Annotated in this window: 15 protein-coding genes and 1 tRNA gene; 2 read left to right on the plus strand and 14 right to left on the minus strand. The window is 55.5% G+C overall.

The genetic code is table 11. The features are described from left to right. Positions 1 to 87 precede the first annotated feature (87 nt). Positions 88 to 441, plus strand: a complete 354-nt coding sequence (locus V6C07_RS07190) for a hypothetical protein (protein ID WP_333535675.1) — start codon at positions 88 to 90, stop codon at positions 439 to 441. Between the two features lies 1 nt (position 442). Here the strand turns inward: V6C07_RS07190 and V6C07_RS07195 are convergent, their stop codons facing one another. Together V6C07_RS07195 and V6C07_RS07200 are read right to left on the minus strand one after the other, a co-directional pair. Further along, a complete protein-coding gene (locus V6C07_RS07195) occupies positions 443 to 1,258 on the minus strand; it encodes a hypothetical protein (protein ID WP_333535677.1) in 816 nt (271 codons plus the stop codon). A gap of 102 nt (positions 1,259 to 1,360) precedes the next feature. After that, the gene (locus V6C07_RS07200; RefSeq protein ID WP_333535679.1) at positions 1,361 to 1,546 is read right to left on the minus strand and encodes a hypothetical protein; all 186 of its coding nucleotides are present in this window, start codon (positions 1,544 to 1,546) and stop codon (positions 1,361 to 1,363) included. Between V6C07_RS07200 and V6C07_RS07205 the strand changes: the two genes are divergently transcribed. Then, positions 1,545 to 2,762: a tyrosine-type recombinase/integrase gene (locus tag V6C07_RS07205; RefSeq protein ID WP_333535680.1), complete on the plus strand. Its 1,218-nt coding sequence runs from the start codon at positions 1,545 to 1,547 to the stop codon at positions 2,760 to 2,762. The two genes, V6C07_RS07200 and V6C07_RS07205, sit on opposite strands and share 2 nt — an antisense overlap. Before the next feature lie 212 nt (positions 2,763 to 2,974). On the opposite strand, the gene V6C07_RS07210 is transcribed toward V6C07_RS07205, so the two are convergent. The 12 genes from V6C07_RS07210 to ispF form a co-directional block, all read right to left on the minus strand. Next, positions 2,975 to 3,051 (minus strand) — tRNA-Glu (locus V6C07_RS07210). Between the two features lie 271 nt (positions 3,052 to 3,322). Continuing rightward, positions 3,323 to 3,778: an IS200/IS605 family transposase gene (tnpA, locus tag V6C07_RS07215; RefSeq protein WP_333535681.1), complete on the minus strand. Its 456-nt coding sequence runs from the start codon at positions 3,776 to 3,778 to the stop codon at positions 3,323 to 3,325. A 289-nt stretch (positions 3,779 to 4,067) separates the two neighbouring features. After that, positions 4,068 to 6,500, minus strand: a complete 2,433-nt coding sequence (locus tag V6C07_RS07220; RefSeq protein ID WP_333535683.1) for a flagellar hook-basal body complex protein — start codon at positions 6,498 to 6,500, stop codon at positions 4,068 to 4,070. A gap of 89 nt (positions 6,501 to 6,589) precedes the next feature. Then, positions 6,590 to 7,438, minus strand: coding sequence for a flagellar hook assembly protein FlgD (locus tag V6C07_RS07225; protein WP_333535684.1), 849 nt, complete (start codon positions 7,436 to 7,438; stop codon positions 6,590 to 6,592). 25 nt (positions 7,439 to 7,463) lie between these two features. Then, positions 7,464 to 9,317, minus strand: a complete 1,854-nt coding sequence (locus V6C07_RS07230) for a flagellar hook-length control protein FliK (protein ID WP_333535686.1) — start codon at positions 9,315 to 9,317, stop codon at positions 7,464 to 7,466. Between the two features lie 164 nt (positions 9,318 to 9,481). Beyond that, on the minus strand, positions 9,482 to 10,912 hold the full coding sequence (locus tag V6C07_RS07235) for a glycosyltransferase family 9 protein (protein ID WP_333535687.1): 1,431 nt from the start codon (positions 10,910 to 10,912) through the stop codon (positions 9,482 to 9,484). Continuing rightward, positions 10,909 to 12,684 carry a CgeB family protein gene (locus tag V6C07_RS07240; RefSeq protein ID WP_333535688.1) on the minus strand — a complete coding sequence of 592 codons (1,776 nt, stop codon included), beginning with the start codon at positions 12,682 to 12,684 and terminating at the stop codon, positions 10,909 to 10,911. Before V6C07_RS07240 ends, V6C07_RS07235 begins: the two co-directional genes overlap by 4 nt. Further along, positions 12,681 to 13,817 carry a FapA family protein gene (locus V6C07_RS07245; RefSeq protein ID WP_333535689.1) on the minus strand — a complete coding sequence of 379 codons (1,137 nt, stop codon included), beginning with the start codon at positions 13,815 to 13,817 and terminating at the stop codon, positions 12,681 to 12,683. The genes V6C07_RS07240 and V6C07_RS07245 overlap by 4 nt, the downstream gene beginning before the upstream one ends. Before the next feature lie 43 nt (positions 13,818 to 13,860). Beyond that, positions 13,861 to 14,214, minus strand: a complete 354-nt coding sequence (locus tag V6C07_RS07250) for an STAS domain-containing protein (protein ID WP_333535690.1) — start codon at positions 14,212 to 14,214, stop codon at positions 13,861 to 13,863. A 30-nt stretch (positions 14,215 to 14,244) separates the two neighbouring features. Next, positions 14,245 to 14,727 carry a D-aminoacyl-tRNA deacylase gene (gene dtd, locus V6C07_RS07255; RefSeq protein ID WP_333535691.1) on the minus strand — a complete coding sequence of 161 codons (483 nt, stop codon included), beginning with the start codon at positions 14,725 to 14,727 and terminating at the stop codon, positions 14,245 to 14,247. Further along, positions 14,727 to 16,487 carry a long-chain-fatty-acid--CoA ligase gene (locus tag V6C07_RS07260; RefSeq protein ID WP_333535693.1) on the minus strand — a complete coding sequence of 587 codons (1,761 nt, stop codon included), beginning with the start codon at positions 16,485 to 16,487 and terminating at the stop codon, positions 14,727 to 14,729. The genes dtd and V6C07_RS07260 overlap by 1 nt, the downstream gene beginning before the upstream one ends. Before the next feature lie 15 nt (positions 16,488 to 16,502). Next, on the minus strand, positions 16,503 to 17,501 hold a 999-nt coding region (ispF, locus tag V6C07_RS07265; RefSeq protein WP_333535694.1), incomplete at its 5' end, for a 2-C-methyl-D-erythritol 2,4-cyclodiphosphate synthase.

Consider the following 17,501-nt stretch of genomic DNA (forward strand, 5'->3'; position numbering starts at 1 on the left):
GCTCTAAGTGCGCCGTGGGGCGAAGCCCCCCACGGGATTTCTTCAACAATAATAAATTTTCTTCGGAAAAGGAGGCTTTGGGGAAGTATGAATGCCATCAAGAGTAAGCGAATGAGCCTTGAGGAAAAATTGGAACAGCTCAAGCAGCAGGAACTGGATATTGCAGCCAGAAGAGAGGCTTTGGAGAAGAAGCTTGCCGACCATGCGCGCAAGGCGAGAACCCGTGCCTTCGTATGCATGGGAGCCATGATTGATAAGCTTATGACAGCGGATGTGGATCTGAGAAAAAGGCTTCTGGCAAAATCCCTGAAGGAAAATATCAATAACAGGCGCGGCATGGGCCACTACTGGAGTGACTTCATGCCTCCTGAAGAAGAACTTGTAAAACTGAAAAGGAAGAAGAAGCAGCAGGAGCCCACGGAAGCCGGATCACAGGAATAGACTATGAGGTGAGGTAATTTCCAGTATGGTTTTTCTCATCATCAGCCGGAATGAAGTGAAACTTCCAGATAGTACCATCGGCGGGCGGGCTTTCTCCCGCCCGTATTTCATTATCTCGAGCAACTTTGTAAAAGCGCAATGCAGCATCAATAAATCCATACCAGCCGCCGCGCAGTTCTACGTCGGCAAAAAAATTATAAGCTAGCTGGATCTCATCCAGATATATCCTCTGGCTGTCCATCGGAATAGTGGTGTACCAAGTTGGTGCCCACAGCCATGCTATGTCTTTGAAACGTGGCCAGATGTTGTTTTGAATGTTGCTGACAGTACACATGGGACCGACTGTGCGCTCATCTTTGTCAAATATCACATCATATTTCGAAACAAAAAACTCAATGGATTCCTTGAGAGTTTTTTCTGAAAATGACTGAAGCATGTAAATAAAGCCACAGATTTTACCTTGAAAAAAGCGCTCTTCAAGTGAGCCTTTGCCTTTCTCAGAAAATCCCTGCCAGCGGGAATACTGCAAAAAATTTGTCCTGGAACCGTAGAAGTGACGTGGCATATCAACAAATTCAAGGGGGCTTTTTTTTTGAAACTCCACTTCCATCATTTCCATCTGTAAAATAAGGAAAGTCATTTCCTGTGCCACATAACCAGCGAAGCCCTCCCGGTCACGGGGAAACAGCATGGCCGCAGCTGTCAGGCCAAGATATAGCTTGCAACGCAGCGGCAAAGCATTCCTGCCTTGCAGTAGGTCTTCAGGGAAGGGGATAACGCGTTTTTCAAATGCTTCAAAAACAGGCGGAAGTGACACTTTTACCTCCTTCTATGGATAGCATCCATAGTTGCGAAAACCTTCCGGTTTTTCGTCCAAACAGTATACTTGCCCTTATTGTCCACAACAAGGGCCACCATGTCAAAATTTCTTGAAGAACATCTGGGACACCGCATTCCCACAAAAGAGCTTGCCCACTGGCTTGATCTTGACGTTGATGCCGTTCGCCGCCACTATGAGGCATTCGGTGGGATACGGCCCATTCCTGGTGGCAGGATTCTGTTCTTTGAGCGCAACGTGGTGGACGCCTTGCGAGGTTCCAATCATGGCATCAAAGATTACGAAAGACGGACGTATCCGTTGGAAGGGGCGGGTTCAGAAGCTGGGCCAGATTCGGCAGAAACTTTTCGACACCAAGGCGGCAGCTCTGGAATGGGAGGCGCAGGAGCGGAAAGCAAGCTGGGAGGCCACGACAGATACGGCTTGCTCCCTGAAGCATTGGGCGGAAAGGTATCTGGACCACGCAGCCAGGTACGACAGGAAAACCTTCAACGAAAAGCGCCAGGCCCTGAGAAAGCTGTTTGCCGCCACAATCGGCAAAGGCAAGGCAGCGCAGCTGATTGTGAACCCGTTGGCTCCGGTGGCAAGTCTGACGCCGGGCAAGGTTCTTGCGGCGCTTCAGGTACAGTTTGAAACCCGTAGCGGCAATGCCGCCAACAAGGACCGCAAAAACCTTGTGGCGGCCTGGAACTGGGGCATCAAGTATTTGGGCTTGCCCACCCCCAATCCCTGTCTGGTGGACAGGTTCCCGGAAAAGCGGCATCCGCGTTATGTCCCTGCCGAGGAAGACTTCTGGAAGGTTTTTGCCCAGACGCAAGGGCAGGACAGGATCATGCTGCTCTGTTACCTCCACCTGGGAGCCAGACGCAGCGAAATCTTCCGGCTGTGTTGGGAAGATGTTGACTTCGGGAACAGTCGAATCCGGCTGTACACCAAGAAAAGGCGCGATGGTTCACTGGAGTACGACTGGCTGCCCATGACCGGAGAACTGACTGAAGCCCTGAGCTGGTGGTGGGACAAGCGTACATTCAAAGACAGCACCCATGTCTTTATCTGCGAGCAGGACGGTGGATTCTGTCGGGAGCAGTACGGCAAACCTTTCAAGGAGCGCATGCAGCTCATGAGACGGCTTTGTGAGCGGGCCAAGGTCAAACCCTTTGGCTTTCACGCCATCCGGCACCTGACGGCCTCCATCCTCTATAAGATGGGACAGCCCGTGAGTGTGATTCAGGCCATTTTGCGGCACAAAAGTCCCAATACCACGGCAATCTATTTGCGGACGCTGGGGCTTGAAGAAACACGCGGGGCTCTGGAAGGTCTTGCAGCCCGTTTTGCGGGCCACGGCCTTGAGCCTGAGCCTGCCGGAAACGGTTCTGGAAACGGTTGCGGTAAGGTGCTTTCCTTCACCGCCAAAGGCAGTACACAGGAAAAAATGCCAGCGACTCCCGCACCGGTGGTTGTTCGCCGCAAACGGACAGCGTGAATGTACACAAAAACTAACCCCTCCTAACCCCCCTTGGGAATTTGTAGCGTTCGTAAGTGCTTGCCATAGAAGGCGTTGTGGAAGGGGAAAAGGAAGAGAGTGGTTGAGGCCGGAAATGGCAGTTCAGAAACTTCAGTTTTTTCAAACCGTTTCTGTAACCGTTTCCGCATGAAAAAAGGGTTACATCTTTCGATATAACCCGTTGTTTTCATTGGCGTCCCCAAGGGGATTTGAACCCCTGTCGACGGCGTGAAAGGCCGTTGTCCTGGGCCGGCTAGACGATGGGGACGCTCTGTGAAGTGATCTTTTATGTGAGAAGTGGGTGAGTTGTCAAGAAGATTTTTAATTTTTTAATTGGAACGAAGAACCTGTGTTATTCACGAAGATGGGCAGCGATCTGTGCGCTTGGCGGCGGCGAAAGTGGCGGTTCCGGGGAAAAGGGCAATCAGCACCACCCGCATAGCGGGTGGTTTGCTCTGGCCCTATAAGGGCCTGTTGCCGGCTGCGCCTAAAGACGCTGGCTTTCACTGCGTTCAAGCCCAGTCCCATTGTCGCTTTGGCTACCCCTTAAAGGGGTCTTGATACTCGCGCGTACTCAGCTTGTCTTGCATAATGCCATGCTTCTCTTGCTGCTGGATATACTTTCTGATCGTTGCCTCGTTGAGTCCGACTGTGCTGACGTAGTATCCTTCGGCCCAAAATTTTCTGTTGCCAAACTTATACTTAAGGTTTGCATATTTATCAAAGATCATCAGTGAACTTTTGCCTTTCAAATACCCCATAAAACTCGATACGCTGATCTTTGGCGGGATACTCACCAGCATGTGTATACGGTCTGGCATCAAATGCCCTTCTAAAATCTCCACCCCTTTGTACTTACAAAGACTCTGCATGATTTCTTTTATACTATCACGCAGTTGTGCGAATATTATTTTTCTTCGATACTTAGGTGTAAACACGATATGATACTTGCACAGCCATTTTGTGTGAGCTAAACTTTGGGCCTTGGTTCCCATAACAAAAACACCCTTCTTTAAAAGTTACGATGGGCTTGAACAACTTCATCGTACAGGAAGGGTGTTTTTGTGTGTATAATACTTTGCCCCCACCCGCATAGCGGGTGGTTCGCTGTTTCGCGCGCTGGCGCGCTCAACTGGCTAAAGCCATAACTGGAAAAGGCGTCGGCCATGTGCCCGACGCCTTACACGGAGAGAAAGAGACAGCGCTATCCCCAACGCTGTGGAGGGAGTCGGGCCATCGCGCATGCCAAGGCCCGCCCTCCGTTCTTTCAGCTTGCAATCCTTACTATCTCTTCATGCCGATAACGGTTTCCAGCATGGTATCCACCGTGGTAATGCCCTTGGAGTTTGCCTGAAATCCACGCTGAGTGGAGATCATCTGCACAAATTCCGTGGTCATATCCACGTTAGACTGCTCAATGTTATAGGCTTTGGTCTTACCGAAGCCGTTATCTCCAGCCACACCCAACTGGGGTTCGCCCGAATCGTTGGTGGCCGAGAAAAGGTTGCCGCCTTCACGGTACAGCCCCTGATGGTTCTGGAAGTCATACAGGGCGATCTGATAGAGCGGAATGGTTTTGCCGTTGGAGTATATGCCGTAAACCACACCGCCGTTGTCAATATTCACGTTGCTCAGTGTTCCGGAAGCGTATCCGTCCTGAGTGCGGTTCTGCACGGTATAGGAGGTGGTGTTAGCCACGCTGGCGTATTCCTGGCGTTCCACGGCAGTCATGGTTGGTACGGTCGTACCGTAGTTGATGACATTTTCAAAAACCGGCACGCCAGTTATGGGCGAAGTGCCGCTGACTCGGGAGATGGTAGTCAGACTAGCCAGACTGCTGTTGGCTGTTTCTGTATCCGCAACCGGCCGTGAGGCGTCCGTAGGAACCGTGTAGGCTGAAGGCTTGAAGGCCGTCGCAGTTATGGCCGTAAAGTCGCTGGTGGTGATATAGTTGTGCGGCATAGCCCCGTCATCCAGATAATAGCCGCCGCTGTCGTGCAACACATCAATATTGGCGGGGGTCTGGCCGTATATGGGGCCGTTTGCTCCTATATGATAATAGCCGTAGCTATCCTGATAAGCGGGTACTGTATTGCCGCCGACAACGGTCGTATTATAGCAGCTGGCGTTACTGTTGGTCGTATCAATGAAGTAATAACTGCTGCCGTTGCTCAAAGCTTCAACACTTGCGGCAGGATTTCCGATGGATGCAGAGCCATACACCTTTGCGGTGCCGTTCAGGTAGTAATATCCTGTGGAGTCCGCATAGACGGAAACCGTAGCGCCACCCACCGAGGTCGTCATGCCATAGGAACCGGCGTCAGGAGATCCAAGGTAATAGTAGCCATATTTGTCCATACCCAAGGCATTGCCGCTGGCATCAATGGGCTGCCCGAGACTGTTGGTCTTCACGGCAGTGGCGGTGGGGTTGTTCCATGCCGGATTACCGATATTCTTGAGGCCGAAGTCCAGTTCGGTGATGTAGTTCTGCACCTGACTCACAGGGGTGCCGCCCACGCTGGTCTGCATGGTTTCGCTTACGCTGTTTGCCAGAGGCTGACCGCTGAAGTTTGCCGAGAAAACGGGCAGACCGTTGCTGGATGTTCTGGTGGGCTGCCATGAAGATTTTTGGGACGGATTGACGGCCACCTGGTTGTTCGCCGCCGGAGTTTCCGTTGCGCCGTAGCTGTACGCCGTCTGGTTGACCAGCTGTCCGCTGGCGTCAAAGATCATGACGCCGCTCATGAGCACGCCGGCTTGTTTGTTGGTTCCCGTTATGGGATCGTCATAAAACTTGGTGGGTTCTTTGGTCCACGTGTTCGTGGCGGCGTTATAGCCCTCACCACCATAGCTGCGCCTGTCTTCAGAAGGCGGAATGGTCACCAGATATTCATATATGGTGTATCCGGCGGGCAAGCCCTTGATGTCATAAATGGTGTTGCCGTTGCTGTCGGTCTTTCTGGAATCCACCTGGTCGTAGTAGACGGTAAGGGTGTGCGTTCCCCCACCTTCATCATAAACGTCAATGCTGGACTGCGTGGCGTAGGCCGTATCCGCCAGGGGGGGCTTGCTGCTGGCATCCCACAGGTCGAAGAGGGCGGTCATGGGGCTGGTATTGCTGGTGGTGCGGTCACCCTTGCCGTCATTGGTAAGGCCCATAGTGAAGGTAACGTTGGTTGTCTGCTGGGGAATAATGTTCCAGCTGTCCAGCACTATGTCCGTGGGCGTGCCGGAGCCGACATAGGCGGATTTGCTGAGGTCGGTATTGCCGAGGTTGGTTGCGCCGCTGTTAAAGGTGAGCTTCTTTTCGTTGTTCACCTTCCAGCCTTGCAGCAGATAGCCCTCGGGGTTCTGAAGCTCGCGATCCTTGTTGAAATAGAAGTCGCCCGCGCGGGTGTAATACATCTGCTTGCTGTTGGGCTTGCGCACTTGGAAGAAACCGTTGCCGTCAATGGCAAGGTCAGTTACCGAGTTGGTGCTCTCAAGCGAACCCTGAGAAAAGTCGCCCAATATGGCATAAACGCTGGCTCCCGCGCCGATCTGGCTGGGACCGCTGGTGGTTCCGATGCCTCGATACAGGTAGTCGTTGAAGTCCATGCGCTGGCTTTTGAAGCCCAGCGTGCTCACGTTGGCTATGTTGTTGCCGACAACGTTCATCTTTTGACCGTGGCTGAGCAAGCCTGAAACGCTTGTCCACATACTTGCTGAAAGACCCATAACTTCCTCCGTGTCTCGGGATAGGGGATATCTATCTTCAGAGGGGCGCTATCGTGGTGTTGCCCCATCTTTATCTGTGATGCTGTCTGCTAAAAAAGTTTTCCGCTCAGGTTGATATTGCTGATGTTGACATCACCGATGCTCAAGGGGCTGGCGGCCGATTCCGCCGCTGTCTTGTCCTTGTCGCTTTCGGCGGGCTTGTCTTCGCTATCGCCCTTGTCGTCCGTATTGGCGGCGACAGTGGCAGGTTCGGTAACCTGCCGCACGTTGGCGAGGGGCATGAGTTGGCCGCCCGCAAGGCCGAGATAGACCACGCCGCCGTCGTTAACCACGCCGGTGACCTTGGCATCCACCACCTGGTCGGAAAGAACCGCGTCGCCGTTGGAGTCGCGCAATACAAGGTTGACGGTGTACACACCATCGCCCGCAACCGTGCCGTCGGTGGACTTGCCGTTCCACTGGAACTCGTATGTGGTTCCCTTGTTTTTGGGGCTGACTTCTTCCACGTAAACGACGTTGTTTTCGGCATCACGCACAGTGATGGTTCCCCCCACGGTATTGTCCGCAGGGGCGTAGCGGAAGCGTGTAATGGTAGCTTCCTTGGTGGTTTCATCGGTAACCTTGCCGATGCTGTTGCCACTCACAGTGACCTGCTTGCCGATGTAGGACGTGGCATTGATCATCTGCTGGTTGTTGGTGGCGCTTGTGAGCCCTTCCATGCTTGTATTGAGATTCATAAGCTGCTCAAGACTGGAAAATTGCGCCATCTGGGCAATAAATTCCTTGTCTTCCATAGGGTTAAGCGGATCCTGATACTTGAACTGCGTTACCAGCAGCAGCATGAAGGAATCCTTGTCCAGGTTACTGCCCTTTTGCTTGCTCAGGGCAGTATTGAATTCATTATTGGTATTGTTCAGTGATTGGGTAATGCTGGACATGGTTGCTCCTCACGCCGGGCTGTTTTTACGCCACCACATGCAAAGAACGGGTGGTATATCTTGCCGCATGCGTATGAGAATGCACAGGCTGTTCCAATGTTGTTTCATCTAAATTATTTCTTGTATTACGCATTGTTGAGAGGTTTTTCAGCCGGGAAAGTTCTTCACGGCGGGCATCTTCTTCCTGCCATGAGTTGTGCTGGTTCAGGTTCTGCCAGGCATTTTCGTCCTGCTGGCGTGAATTGAGCTGCACCTCAACCTTGTCCACCTTGAGCCCCTGCTGTTCCAGATTGGTGCGGATTGCTTCCAGCTGGCGGGTGACCATTTCGGCAGTTTCGGTCTTTTCAGAACGGATGGTGGCGCTGACTTCGCCGTTGCGCAGACTGAGGCTGAGCGTGATGGCCCCAAGCTCCTGGGGATGCAGTTGCAGGTCCAGTCGGGTAGTGCCGCTTCTGAAGCTTGAGAGCAGCCCCTGTTCCACCTGCTGCGCCACATAGCGGGGTATGGGAGCGGGGCGCGAAACTTCCGCCGATGCCTGATTTGCAGCATCCAGGGTCTGCAGAGCTGCTGCTGCCGCCTGATTGTCCTGTCTGCCGTTAAAGAGCGGCTGCACGTCTACCTTGCGGGTCATTTCGCCCCACGAGGCGTCACGGCTGGAGTCTTTGGCGCTGCTTTGCCGGTCTTCGCCAAATGCCTGGTATCCGGCCTGCCCATTCTTGCCAGCGTCATTCTGCTTTCCGGCGTGCTCGGGGCCTTCGCCATGTTGTTGGGTCGTGCTCTGCTGGTTGGACGCCTGTTCCGTATTGGCCGAAACGCGGGTGAACGCCGTTTCCGCCTTGCTACCCTGCGCACCCGCATGACCCACGCCCGCACTCTGGCTGCCGTCAAGCTTTCTGCTCACGGCATTGCTCTGGTGTTCGGCACTCTTGAGGTCCTGAAATTTTTGCCCGTCCTGGCTGTTGGCGGTGAGCGTTTCTTCCAGCATATGCCGGGTATTTTTCTGTACGGTCTGGTCTATAAGAATCTTGCTCTGCTGTGCTTCCTTGTTGCGCAGAGCGCTCGCCTGAAGCTCCTTTTCGGTGCGGGCGCGAGCCTTGCTTACAAGAGGCTGCAATGTTTGCTGCAGGGCTGCATCAAGCTGCTTTTGTGCGGTCTTTTGCTCGGTAAAATGATGGGCCGCCGGAGCCATGAGAGAAGAAAACTGCCCCATGAGCAGATTCATGCCATCGTTGCCGCCAAAGCTCTTGAGCAGAGTTTGCAGGCTTGTCGTGTCCAGTCCGATTCCGCGGCCCAAGGCCAGAGCTTCGGCAGTTTCCACATCAAGACCGGCAGTGGGATCAAGGTGCGCCATGAAAGAGTAGATGGAGTCAAGGGCCGCTTCGCCCTTGCCCTCACCTATAAGCTGCTGCACGCGCGTTTCAAGCACGCCGGAGGGGTCTATCTTCTTGAGCAGGGTGCTGATGTGCGTCTTGTCTTCATCACTGAGAGCAACGCTGCCCCCCATGTTTTGCAGGCTCGCCATAACCTGGGCAAGGGTTGCGCCGTCCGGCTGGTCCGCCAGGGCGTCAAACTTTTTCAGGGCGTCGAGCGGCGCGCCTGCTTTGAGAAGGTCCCGCCGCAGCTCTGCCAGCTCCTGTTTGGTGAAGCATACTTCATCAAGAGTATAGGTGACGCCGTTGGTGGTGGTTCGGCTGTAAGGGCTTTGCACGCGCGGCGCCTCGGATGCTGCCGCGCTTGCGGAAACGTGTTCGCCACGTTCCACGCTGTCGATGGCATCGTGAACAGCGGAGAAAAAATCGGCAAAAGACGAGCCTTCATCCTTGCTGCTGGTAAAGAGGGCGTCGAACGACGCGGCACTTGTAGGAATAATCTGCATCATGCACTCCTTGCACCCGGTGTAATACAAAGAGTGTTCCAAAAAATAAAAACAATTTAATTCAAAAGGTTAACATGCTAGACAGAAACAGCAAGGCAAGTATTGCCGGGGATGCAAAGCCGGAAGACTGAAGGCGAACGAAAAGAAGAGGGCGGGAAAAAGAAAAATCAGGAAGAGGCCATGAACAGGGCGGTGATTTCTTCCAGATCTTCAAGAGCGGCATGCCATGCTTTGGAAGAATAGCCGTCATTTTGCATGCGCATATGCAGGTATCCGCTGAAAAGGCGGATTACGGGAGGTTGGGAGCGCCAGAAGTCATCTGGCAGGACGTGCGCACCTTTTCTGAGGTGACGTGAAAAACTGGCACAAAGCCCGGCAAGTCCGAGCGTTACGCTTTTAGCCAGATGGGGAAAAGCCGTTCGCAGACGTTCCAGCCTGCCGACCAGCAGAGGGCGTTGCGCCGGATTGTAAAGAAAAAGAAAAACAGCCTGCCACAGATCCTCAAGCAGTGACCGACAGCTTGTGTCCGCCTTATGGCCCGCGTGCTCAAGGGTGTACAGCCCCAGGGCATCGCGCCCGGTGCGGTACAAGCGCAGGCCCTGCGGCACTGCCGGGTTGGCGGGGGTGCGCAAAAGGCTCAGGCTCAGTCCGGCAACCCCGGAGGCCGTGAACGCGTGCTTGCAGTAAAGCCGTCCACGGTAACACTGCCAACAGCCCACGCAGCTCATGGCAGCGCGCAGAACATATTGTCCGGGGGCGGAGGGCCCTGTTTCCCTGGCGTGAACCGGTCCCATTGAGAGATTGAGCACGGGAACGCCTACAAAGTCGGCCAGATGCATGGGACCTGTGTCCGGTGTTATGCACAGGTCAAGAGTGCGCATGAGGGCAGCCAGTTCCTTGAGTGAAAGACGGCCGCAAAGGTTGGCTCCCGGCAGTCCGGCCTTTTGGGCGACCTCCTGTCCCAGATCCTGCTCCGCCGGGCCGCCCAAAAATAGCGGCAACAGCCCTTCTGCGGCCAAACGCCGCGCCAGCCGCACCCAAAAATCCGCATCGGGCCGCTTGGCAAGTTCGCTGGCGCCAAGAACCATGCCCACACGGTTTGTTCCCGCCGAACGGGGTGATGGCCGGAATACGCCCGTAAGATCGGGCTGCGGTGAAAGATCCAGCATATACAGGTCTGCCCAGTGAAAGGCGTTATTGTGGTTGTTGTGGGTCAGCGCGGCGCGGTAGAGCTGCCAGAATCCATTGATGTGCTGTTGTCCCAGCGTGCCTTCGTCCGGCAGTGGGCCGTGTGTGACGAGTTCCGGACCAAACTTGCGCCTGGCCTTCAAGTGCGCCTGACAGGCCAGGGCCTGCGGACGGCTGCTCAGGTTCAGGGCCAGTTCATAGTGGCGCTCTCCAAGGGCGGGGCCGTGGGCAGAGGGAAAGAACACCACCTGGGGGGCCAGCGGCATGAGATCTTGAAAAAAGTGCGGCTCAGCGGCAACCCAGACTTCGTGGCCGGGCCAATGGCGCAGAAGGTGACGAAGCAGGGGCATGGTGAGGATCAGGTCTCCCATGCGGTGCATCTGGAGAACCAGAATCGGGTCCGCGTTCATGCGTCTGGTCCGGGTACTGTGATTTTTTTTGTGGCGGGGGTTCCGTAGACCTGGCGCATCTGCTCAAGCAGGCTTTGCAGCCGGTGCGCCCAGGTATGGCAGGCCAGTACGCGCCGTCTGGCCCGTTGGGCGATATCACGGCGTTCCTGCTGGTGGGCCAGATAATAGCGCGCCAGGTCCGGGGCTTCATCCGGATCGTGGTAGCAGACCATTTCTTCCGGGTCGTAGAGGTGTTCCATCTGCGGTCGCCAGTCTGTGAGCACAAATGCTCCGGCTGCGGGAACGTCAAAAACTCTCTGGTTCACGGCCCCTTTCATCTGCTTGCTGGTACAGTTGAAATTAATGTGCGAACGGCAATAAAAGCGCGGCAAATCAACATAATAGCTCAGGGCGTCCATATAGCGCGGCTGAAAGGCTTCGCGCCTGAACTCGGATCGCCAGCCAGCGTCTCCCACAATGAGAGGCCGCAGCGGCAGCAGGCGGCGTACGCAACCATTGCGGTACAGGCGTGTGGCCTGCCATGTAATGGCGGTCTCGTAGGCCAGCCGGGCTTCGTTGTCGGGCAGGGCCTGATAGTGCGCAAAAACGTCAGGGAACGCACCGCGCAGAAACTCGGCTACAGAGCGCTGGTCACTTTCCATGAAGGCTTGGGATATTTCAAGGAAAGGCAGCAGCAACGGACGGGGAAAACGACCGTGCTTGAGGCGGCCGCCCACCTTGTAGAGCATGGAATTGCCCACAAAAGAAATGTCAGCCTGCCACGAATCCGGAGCTTCTGTGCCGCGGCCGGGGTGAAAGCGGTCAGGGTCCGTGCCGAGAGGCAGATAGAAAACGTGTTTGAAGCCCGTTTGACGCAGGCTTTCGATGTTGTCCGCATCCCAGGTGAACAGGGTGGTCCAGGGGCTGACGCAACATGAATAGAGATGGATGATGAGGTGGGGATTGTCCACAAACCAGGAAGCCAGGGGCAACTGCAGCCGGGTCAGAAGGTCCATGAGGACGCCTTCCACATCCACGCCCATATGGTTGAGCGTTATGCAGCAGTCGGGCCGGAAGGAAATAACGGCCTCAAGCAGTTGCTCCACAAAGTCTGTGCAGGCAACACTTTCATCCTCGATGCGGACAAGCCTGTGCTCAATGCCGAGTTTGCAGCAGGCCCCTTCCAGTTCGCCCATAAGAAAGTATTTGCTCGTGAGCAGCAGGACGCGCGGCTGATTTTCAGTAAAGCGGGGACCGACGGCACGGCCCCAGAAATCGAAGCGGGTGCTGGCGGCAAGCTCTTTCTGCAAGACTCCGTAATAGGAGCGGTCAAGGCGCAGGTAGAAGGGAAGGGCCACAGGCAGCAGGCGCAGCCCGCTGTGGCGCATCTGCCAGCGGGTCAGTTGGCGTAGGGCTTCATCCGCTTCTGCTGTGGTTACCAGCTGAATCCTTTGGCGCTCTTCAGCAGACAAGCCTGCAATGACGCCGCTGATTTTTTGGATTTCCTGCTCCTTTTCAACCACAGCCACAGGCCCGTGACAGCGCTGCAGCAATAGGTGCAGGGCGTGCCCCATGCCGCAACCGAGAAGAACCGGCAGCGCGTTGTCCAGTTGCTCAGCACTCAGCGCAGCAATGACCGCCCGTTCTCGCTCCGGCCCGCCGGGAGCGAGCATGGCAAAGCTGCGTCCGTTGATTCTGGCCTCAATGTCGTGAAGCGCCGGCGCGGCATCATTTCCAGAGTCTGTTTGTGGAGCAAGGATGGCGTGAAAAACGGGCTGCTGTGTCTGAGTCATTGAGAAGTGCCCAGATGCGAGTGCTGCATGTGTTCGATAACAATGTCGTGTTCCACCAGACGGCACGTGATTTTTTCATACATGCGGTCAATGGTGAGAAATGCCCGGCCAATGGAAAGTTCCACGCCGGGGTAGATACGGCCCGGAACCAGAAGCCGGCAATTGTGCATGTAGCTTTCATCCATTGACAGGCGCGCCCACAGTTCGTCGCGCCGCCGGATAAGCTGTTTGCGCTGTTCGCGCAGGGCTTGCAGTTTTCGGCTTACATCATTGGTCTCCGGCGGCAGATGTCCGGCCACTGCATTAAGGTGGGTGATGGTCTGCGACTGTTGGGCAATAATATGATCGATTTTTTCGAGCTGACGTATGCTCAACGGGTCATAGCCAAGGTAGACTCTGGTGGGAATGCCCGCCTTGTTGCCCAACTGCCTGCCCACATACATACTGCCGTAGGCATTGATGATGCCGCCGTACGCCTGTTCCCGCACCACCATACTGGCTCCGGCGTAAACAGTAGAATAAAGGCAGCTTTTTTCGATAACGATATTGTCCCGGGCGCGTGCTTCCACCTTTTCAAGAAAAGGAGAAAGCAGTTTGCCTCCGGCGTCCACCAGGCTGTGTTGTCCCGCGCCGCCGCGCACGCCGCCGTCAATGAGCAGATTACGCCTGGCGCGCACCACGCCGCCTTCGACCATGCCCATAATGCGCACGTTATTGGCCTGTACAGAAAAACCCGCGCGCACCGAGCCGTGAATTGCCATGTCGCCCACAAAAAAAATGTTCCCGGTCTGAAAGCTTACGTCCTGCCGCACATTGAGCAGGCATTTGACCGTAATCTTCCCATCCAGGTAAAAAACATAGCCATTGGCAGCGGCCAGCAGATAGTTGGGGTAGTGGGGATCAATGCGGGTGTTGGGGCCGGTAGGAAAGCGGGGTTTATCCAGGATAAAACGTGGATCCGGCTCCGGTCCCGCATCCTCCAGAGGAATGATTTCGGCCAGAACCTGCCCGTTGATGGCATTCTGCACATAACCCAGGCTGTAAACGTCAGAAGAGCCGTTCTCTCCACCGGGTTTCAGGTGGAGGTAGTCAAAATCGGGATTGAAGTAATGCCGCAGATAGTATTGCACCATGCACCATCCGTAATGACCTGCGCGACCGAGCTTTCAGTCGTGGTCAGTCCGCAGTGTCAGGAATAAAACCCTTCAATTCCTCTTCGCTGTCAAAGGTGGGAAAAAACCCTTCGATTTCCACTTTTTTCAAAAGCTCAACAACGTGTGGAGCAGGCGTGAGCAGCACAAGCCTTCTGCCGTGTCCACGACTTTTGGTGCTGGCGCTGACAAGCACACCAAGGCCGGATGTATCCACCTTGTTTACATGGCTCAGGTCAAGCACAACCTGTCTGATGCCCGGCGCCAGAAGATGCGTCTCAAGCTGACGGCTGAACTGCGGCACATCAGGCAAAAGCATGTCGCCCAGATAACGCAGGACTGTAACGTTTTTGTGGGACTCCGCTTGCAGGGTAAACACGGGGCCGGGCCTCCTGGGGGTAGGCGGGCGTCAACTGCCGTACAGGCTGAGCGAGTCAAGCCAGATGGTGACAGGACCCCAATTGCAAAGGCGCACCGCCATGTCGGCGCCGAAGATACCTGAAGATACGCTGACGCTGCAAGATTCGTCAACTATCTTCGCGAAATGTTCAAACATTGGTTCGGCCCATGCCGGGTTGCCCGCATCTGTAAAAGACGGGCGTCGGCCCTTGCGGCAATCTGCATACAGGGTAAATTGCGGCACAAGCAAAAGTTGTCCGCCGAATTCTTCAACCGAGGTATGAAATTTGTTGGCAAGCTCACCTTGACCAGGAAAAATCCGCAAACCAACCAGTTTTTGGGCCATGCCGCGAAAGGCCGGCTTGCAGTGGAAGTCCGGGCCGTCCTCCTGCCCAAAGCCCACCAGAGCCATGATGCCGGGGCCGATGGCCGCCACCTGGCGGCCATCGACACTCACGGAAGCTTCAGTAACTCTTTGAACCAGCAGACGCATCAGGCATTCTCTTGAGGTTGTTCCTGGCTGTTTTCCGCAGCAGGAGCCGCATTTTTGGCCTTGCGTTGCTTGCGCTTGGCGGCCTTGTTTTCTTCTTCTTCGCGCAGGGCGCGCCTGAGCACCTTGCCCACGATGGTTTTGGGCAGTTCCTTGCGAAACTCCACAAGGCGCGGCACTTTATAGCCGGCCAGCTTCTGGCGACACCAGGCAACGATGTCGGCCTTGGTGAGTTCTTCGCCTTCCTGGGCGACCACATAGGCCTTGAGCACCTCGCCGCGCACGTCATCGCGTATGCCCACGCTTACGGCTTCCTGGACCTTGGGGTGCTCCAGCAACACTTCGTCCACCTCACGCGGGTAGACGTTATAGCCGTTGACGATCACCATGTCTTTTTTTCTGTCCACTATATAAAAATAGCCGTCTTCGTCCATGGTAGCCAGATCGCCGGTGTAAAGCCAGCCGTTGCGCAGCGCGCTGGCAGATTCGTCCGGGCGGCGCCAGTAGCCGCTCATGACCTGAGGGCCGGAAACGATAAGTTCGCCCATCTTGCCTGGGGGCAGGGTGAGAGACCCACCTTCCATATCCACAATGCGGGCATCAGTGCCGGGCAGGGGCATGCCGATGGAGTTGGGTTTTTGCCCCTGTTTGCCCAATGGGTTGCAGTGGGTGATCGGTGAGGCTTCGGTAAGTCCGTAGCCTTCAAGAATGGAAGCGCCCGTGGTGTCCTGAAACTGCCGGAAAATTTCCCTCGGCAGGGGCGCTGAGCCGGAAACGCAGATCTTGATGCAGCGCAGGTCGTACTGGGCAAGATTTTTTTGCTGCAAAAGCGAAATATACACCGAGGGCGCGCCAGGAAAAACGCTCGGCTTGTGTTTGCCGATCAGGCGCAGCACGTCCTGGGGAACATAGCGCGGTAAAGGCAGGGTGGTGGCAGCCAGCGCAATGGGAATGATCAGGCCGGTAGTGAGGCCGTACACATGAAAGAAAGGCAAAATGGAGATAAAAGAGTGGTGGTCTTCGGCCTTCACATTGATGATGTCGAGCACCTGGCGGCAGTTGGTGCCAAGGTTGGTATGTGTAAGCGTGACGCCTTTGGGCAGGCCCGTGGTGCCGCCCGTGTACTGGAGCATGATGGGGGCTGTGTGCGGATCGGCAATGGGGGCTGAATAGCGCTCAGCACCTTTGAACAGTTTTTTCCATTCAAAAACATGCTTGCCGTCATAGGGAATGGAAATTTTTTTGCCACGGGATTTTTTAAGCCTATACAGCCAGTTGAGCGGAAAAGACAATGCATCCGCTGCGCCGGTGATGATGAAGTTGCGCAGTGGCAGGCGGTCCCGCAGGGCAGACACGCGGGGCCAGAGCAGGTCAAGCATGACAATATGCTCTGCCCCGGAATCCTGCATGTTGGCAATGATTTCTTTTTCCATGTACAGGGGATTGGTCATGACAACCACCCCCCCGGCCTTGATGATGCCCCAGAAAGCCACCACGGTCTGGGGCATGTTGGGCATCATGAGAGCCACGCGCTGCCCGGTTTTTACGCCGAGACGTTTGAGCGCTCCTGCAAAAAGCTCTGCCTTTTCCCGCAATTTTTTGTAAGAAATTCGTGTGTTATGAAAAATGACCGCCGGGCGGTTGGGGTACTTTTCCGCCGCTTCGTCCAGCATGGCATAGAGTGGTTTGTCCCATGCCTCTGTAATGCGCGGCACAAAGGCATCGTAGTGAGCGAACCAGGGACGGTACAGTTCTGTGTTCATGGCGATCCTTGTGAATCAGATGTCGCGTTGCAAAGAAGACGGCGGCGCGAAAGCGGCGCGGGCGCCTGCCCACGCGGTGACAACGGCATATGCCTTGATGCCTTCGGCGCGGCCCGTAAAACCAAGCCCCTCTTCCGTACTGCCCTTGATGTTGACGCAGTCGGTGGGCAGCGACAGAAGGCGGGCGATATTTTTTCTGATTTCTTCGCGGTAGGGGGCGATACGGGGCTTCTGGGCGATGACGGTAAGGTCTGCATGGCATAGCTGCACGCCTTTTCGGCGTGCCATATCCAGGGCCTCATCCAGCAGGAGCGCTGAAGAAATGTTGTCAAAACGGGAGTCTTTGTCGGAAAAGTGCTGACCGATATCACCAAGACCGGCACAGCCGAGCACTGCATCGGTAAGCGCATGCAGCAGCACATCGCCATCGGAATGCGCGACCACCTCCGGCCCCGTGGGAATGAGCACGCCGCCAAGACGCATGGGCCGCCCTGGAGCGTAGCGATGCACATCGTAGCCCATGCCTGTACACGGGCGGGGCAGGACAGGGGGATCCTGCAAGAGATCCATATCTTCTGGGTTGGTTATTTTCACGTTGGCGGCTTCTCCTTCTACCACGCGGACTTCATAGCCCAGTTCTTCCAGCAGAGAGGCGTCGTCAGTGACATTCAGGTTTTGTGTCTTCGCATGTTGATGCGCCTGAAGCAGAAGCTCGAGACTAAAGCCCTGAGGGGTCTGCACCGCCATGAGCGTATGGCGCGGCAAGGTGCCTGTCACCAGACCATGCGACACGGTCTTTATGGTATCCGTTACCGGCAGGGCCGGAATTGCTCCCGGTGCGCCCGATTCGAGGGAAGCGCAAATGGCGCGTATCAATTGGGGGCTGACAAAAGGCCGGGCCGCATCATGAATAAGCACATGCCGAGTGCCGGCGGGCAACACGGCCAGCCCGTGACGCACGGAATCCTGACGCAGCGGGCCACCGGCCGCGGTAAGGCAGGGCAGTCCCAGGTC

It is taken from the genome of Desulfovibrio sp. 1214_IL3152, from assembly GCF_036763055.1.
Taxonomy (GTDB): Bacteria; Desulfobacterota; Desulfovibrionia; order Desulfovibrionales; family Desulfovibrionaceae; genus Desulfovibrio.

What these genes read in the sequence shown, in the direction of transcription:
- dtd (WP_333535691.1), bottom strand. Translation starts at nt 14,727, where the DNA reads ATGCGTCTGCTGGTTCAAAGAGTTACTGAAGCTTCCGTGAGTGTCGAT.
- V6C07_RS07240 (WP_333535688.1), bottom strand. Translation starts at nt 12,684, where the DNA reads ATGACTCAGACACAGCAGCCCGTTTTTCACGCCATCCTTGCTCCACAA.
- V6C07_RS07235 (WP_333535687.1), bottom strand. Translation starts at nt 10,912, where the DNA reads ATGAACGCGGACCCGATTCTGGTTCTCCAGATGCACCGCATGGGAGAC.
- V6C07_RS07190 (WP_333535675.1), top strand. Translation starts at nt 88, where the DNA reads ATGAATGCCATCAAGAGTAAGCGAATGAGCCTTGAGGAAAAATTGGAA.
- V6C07_RS07225 (WP_333535684.1), bottom strand. Translation starts at nt 7,438, where the DNA reads ATGTCCAGCATTACCCAATCACTGAACAATACCAATAATGAATTCAAT.
- V6C07_RS07205 (WP_333535680.1), top strand. Translation starts at nt 1,545, where the DNA reads ATGGCATCAAAGATTACGAAAGACGGACGTATCCGTTGGAAGGGGCGG.
- V6C07_RS07245 (WP_333535689.1), bottom strand. Translation starts at nt 13,817, where the DNA reads ATGGTGCAATACTATCTGCGGCATTACTTCAATCCCGATTTTGACTAC.
- V6C07_RS07230 (WP_333535686.1), bottom strand. Translation starts at nt 9,317, where the DNA reads ATGATGCAGATTATTCCTACAAGTGCCGCGTCGTTCGACGCCCTCTTT.
- V6C07_RS07220 (WP_333535683.1), bottom strand. Translation starts at nt 6,500, where the DNA reads ATGGGTCTTTCAGCAAGTATGTGGACAAGCGTTTCAGGCTTGCTCAGC.
- V6C07_RS07260 (WP_333535693.1), bottom strand. Translation starts at nt 16,487, where the DNA reads ATGAACACAGAACTGTACCGTCCCTGGTTCGCTCACTACGATGCCTTT.
- V6C07_RS07200 (WP_333535679.1), bottom strand. Translation starts at nt 1,546, where the DNA reads ATGATTGGAACCTCGCAAGGCGTCCACCACGTTGCGCTCAAAGAACAG.
- tnpA (WP_333535681.1), bottom strand. Translation starts at nt 3,778, where the DNA reads ATGGGAACCAAGGCCCAAAGTTTAGCTCACACAAAATGGCTGTGCAAG.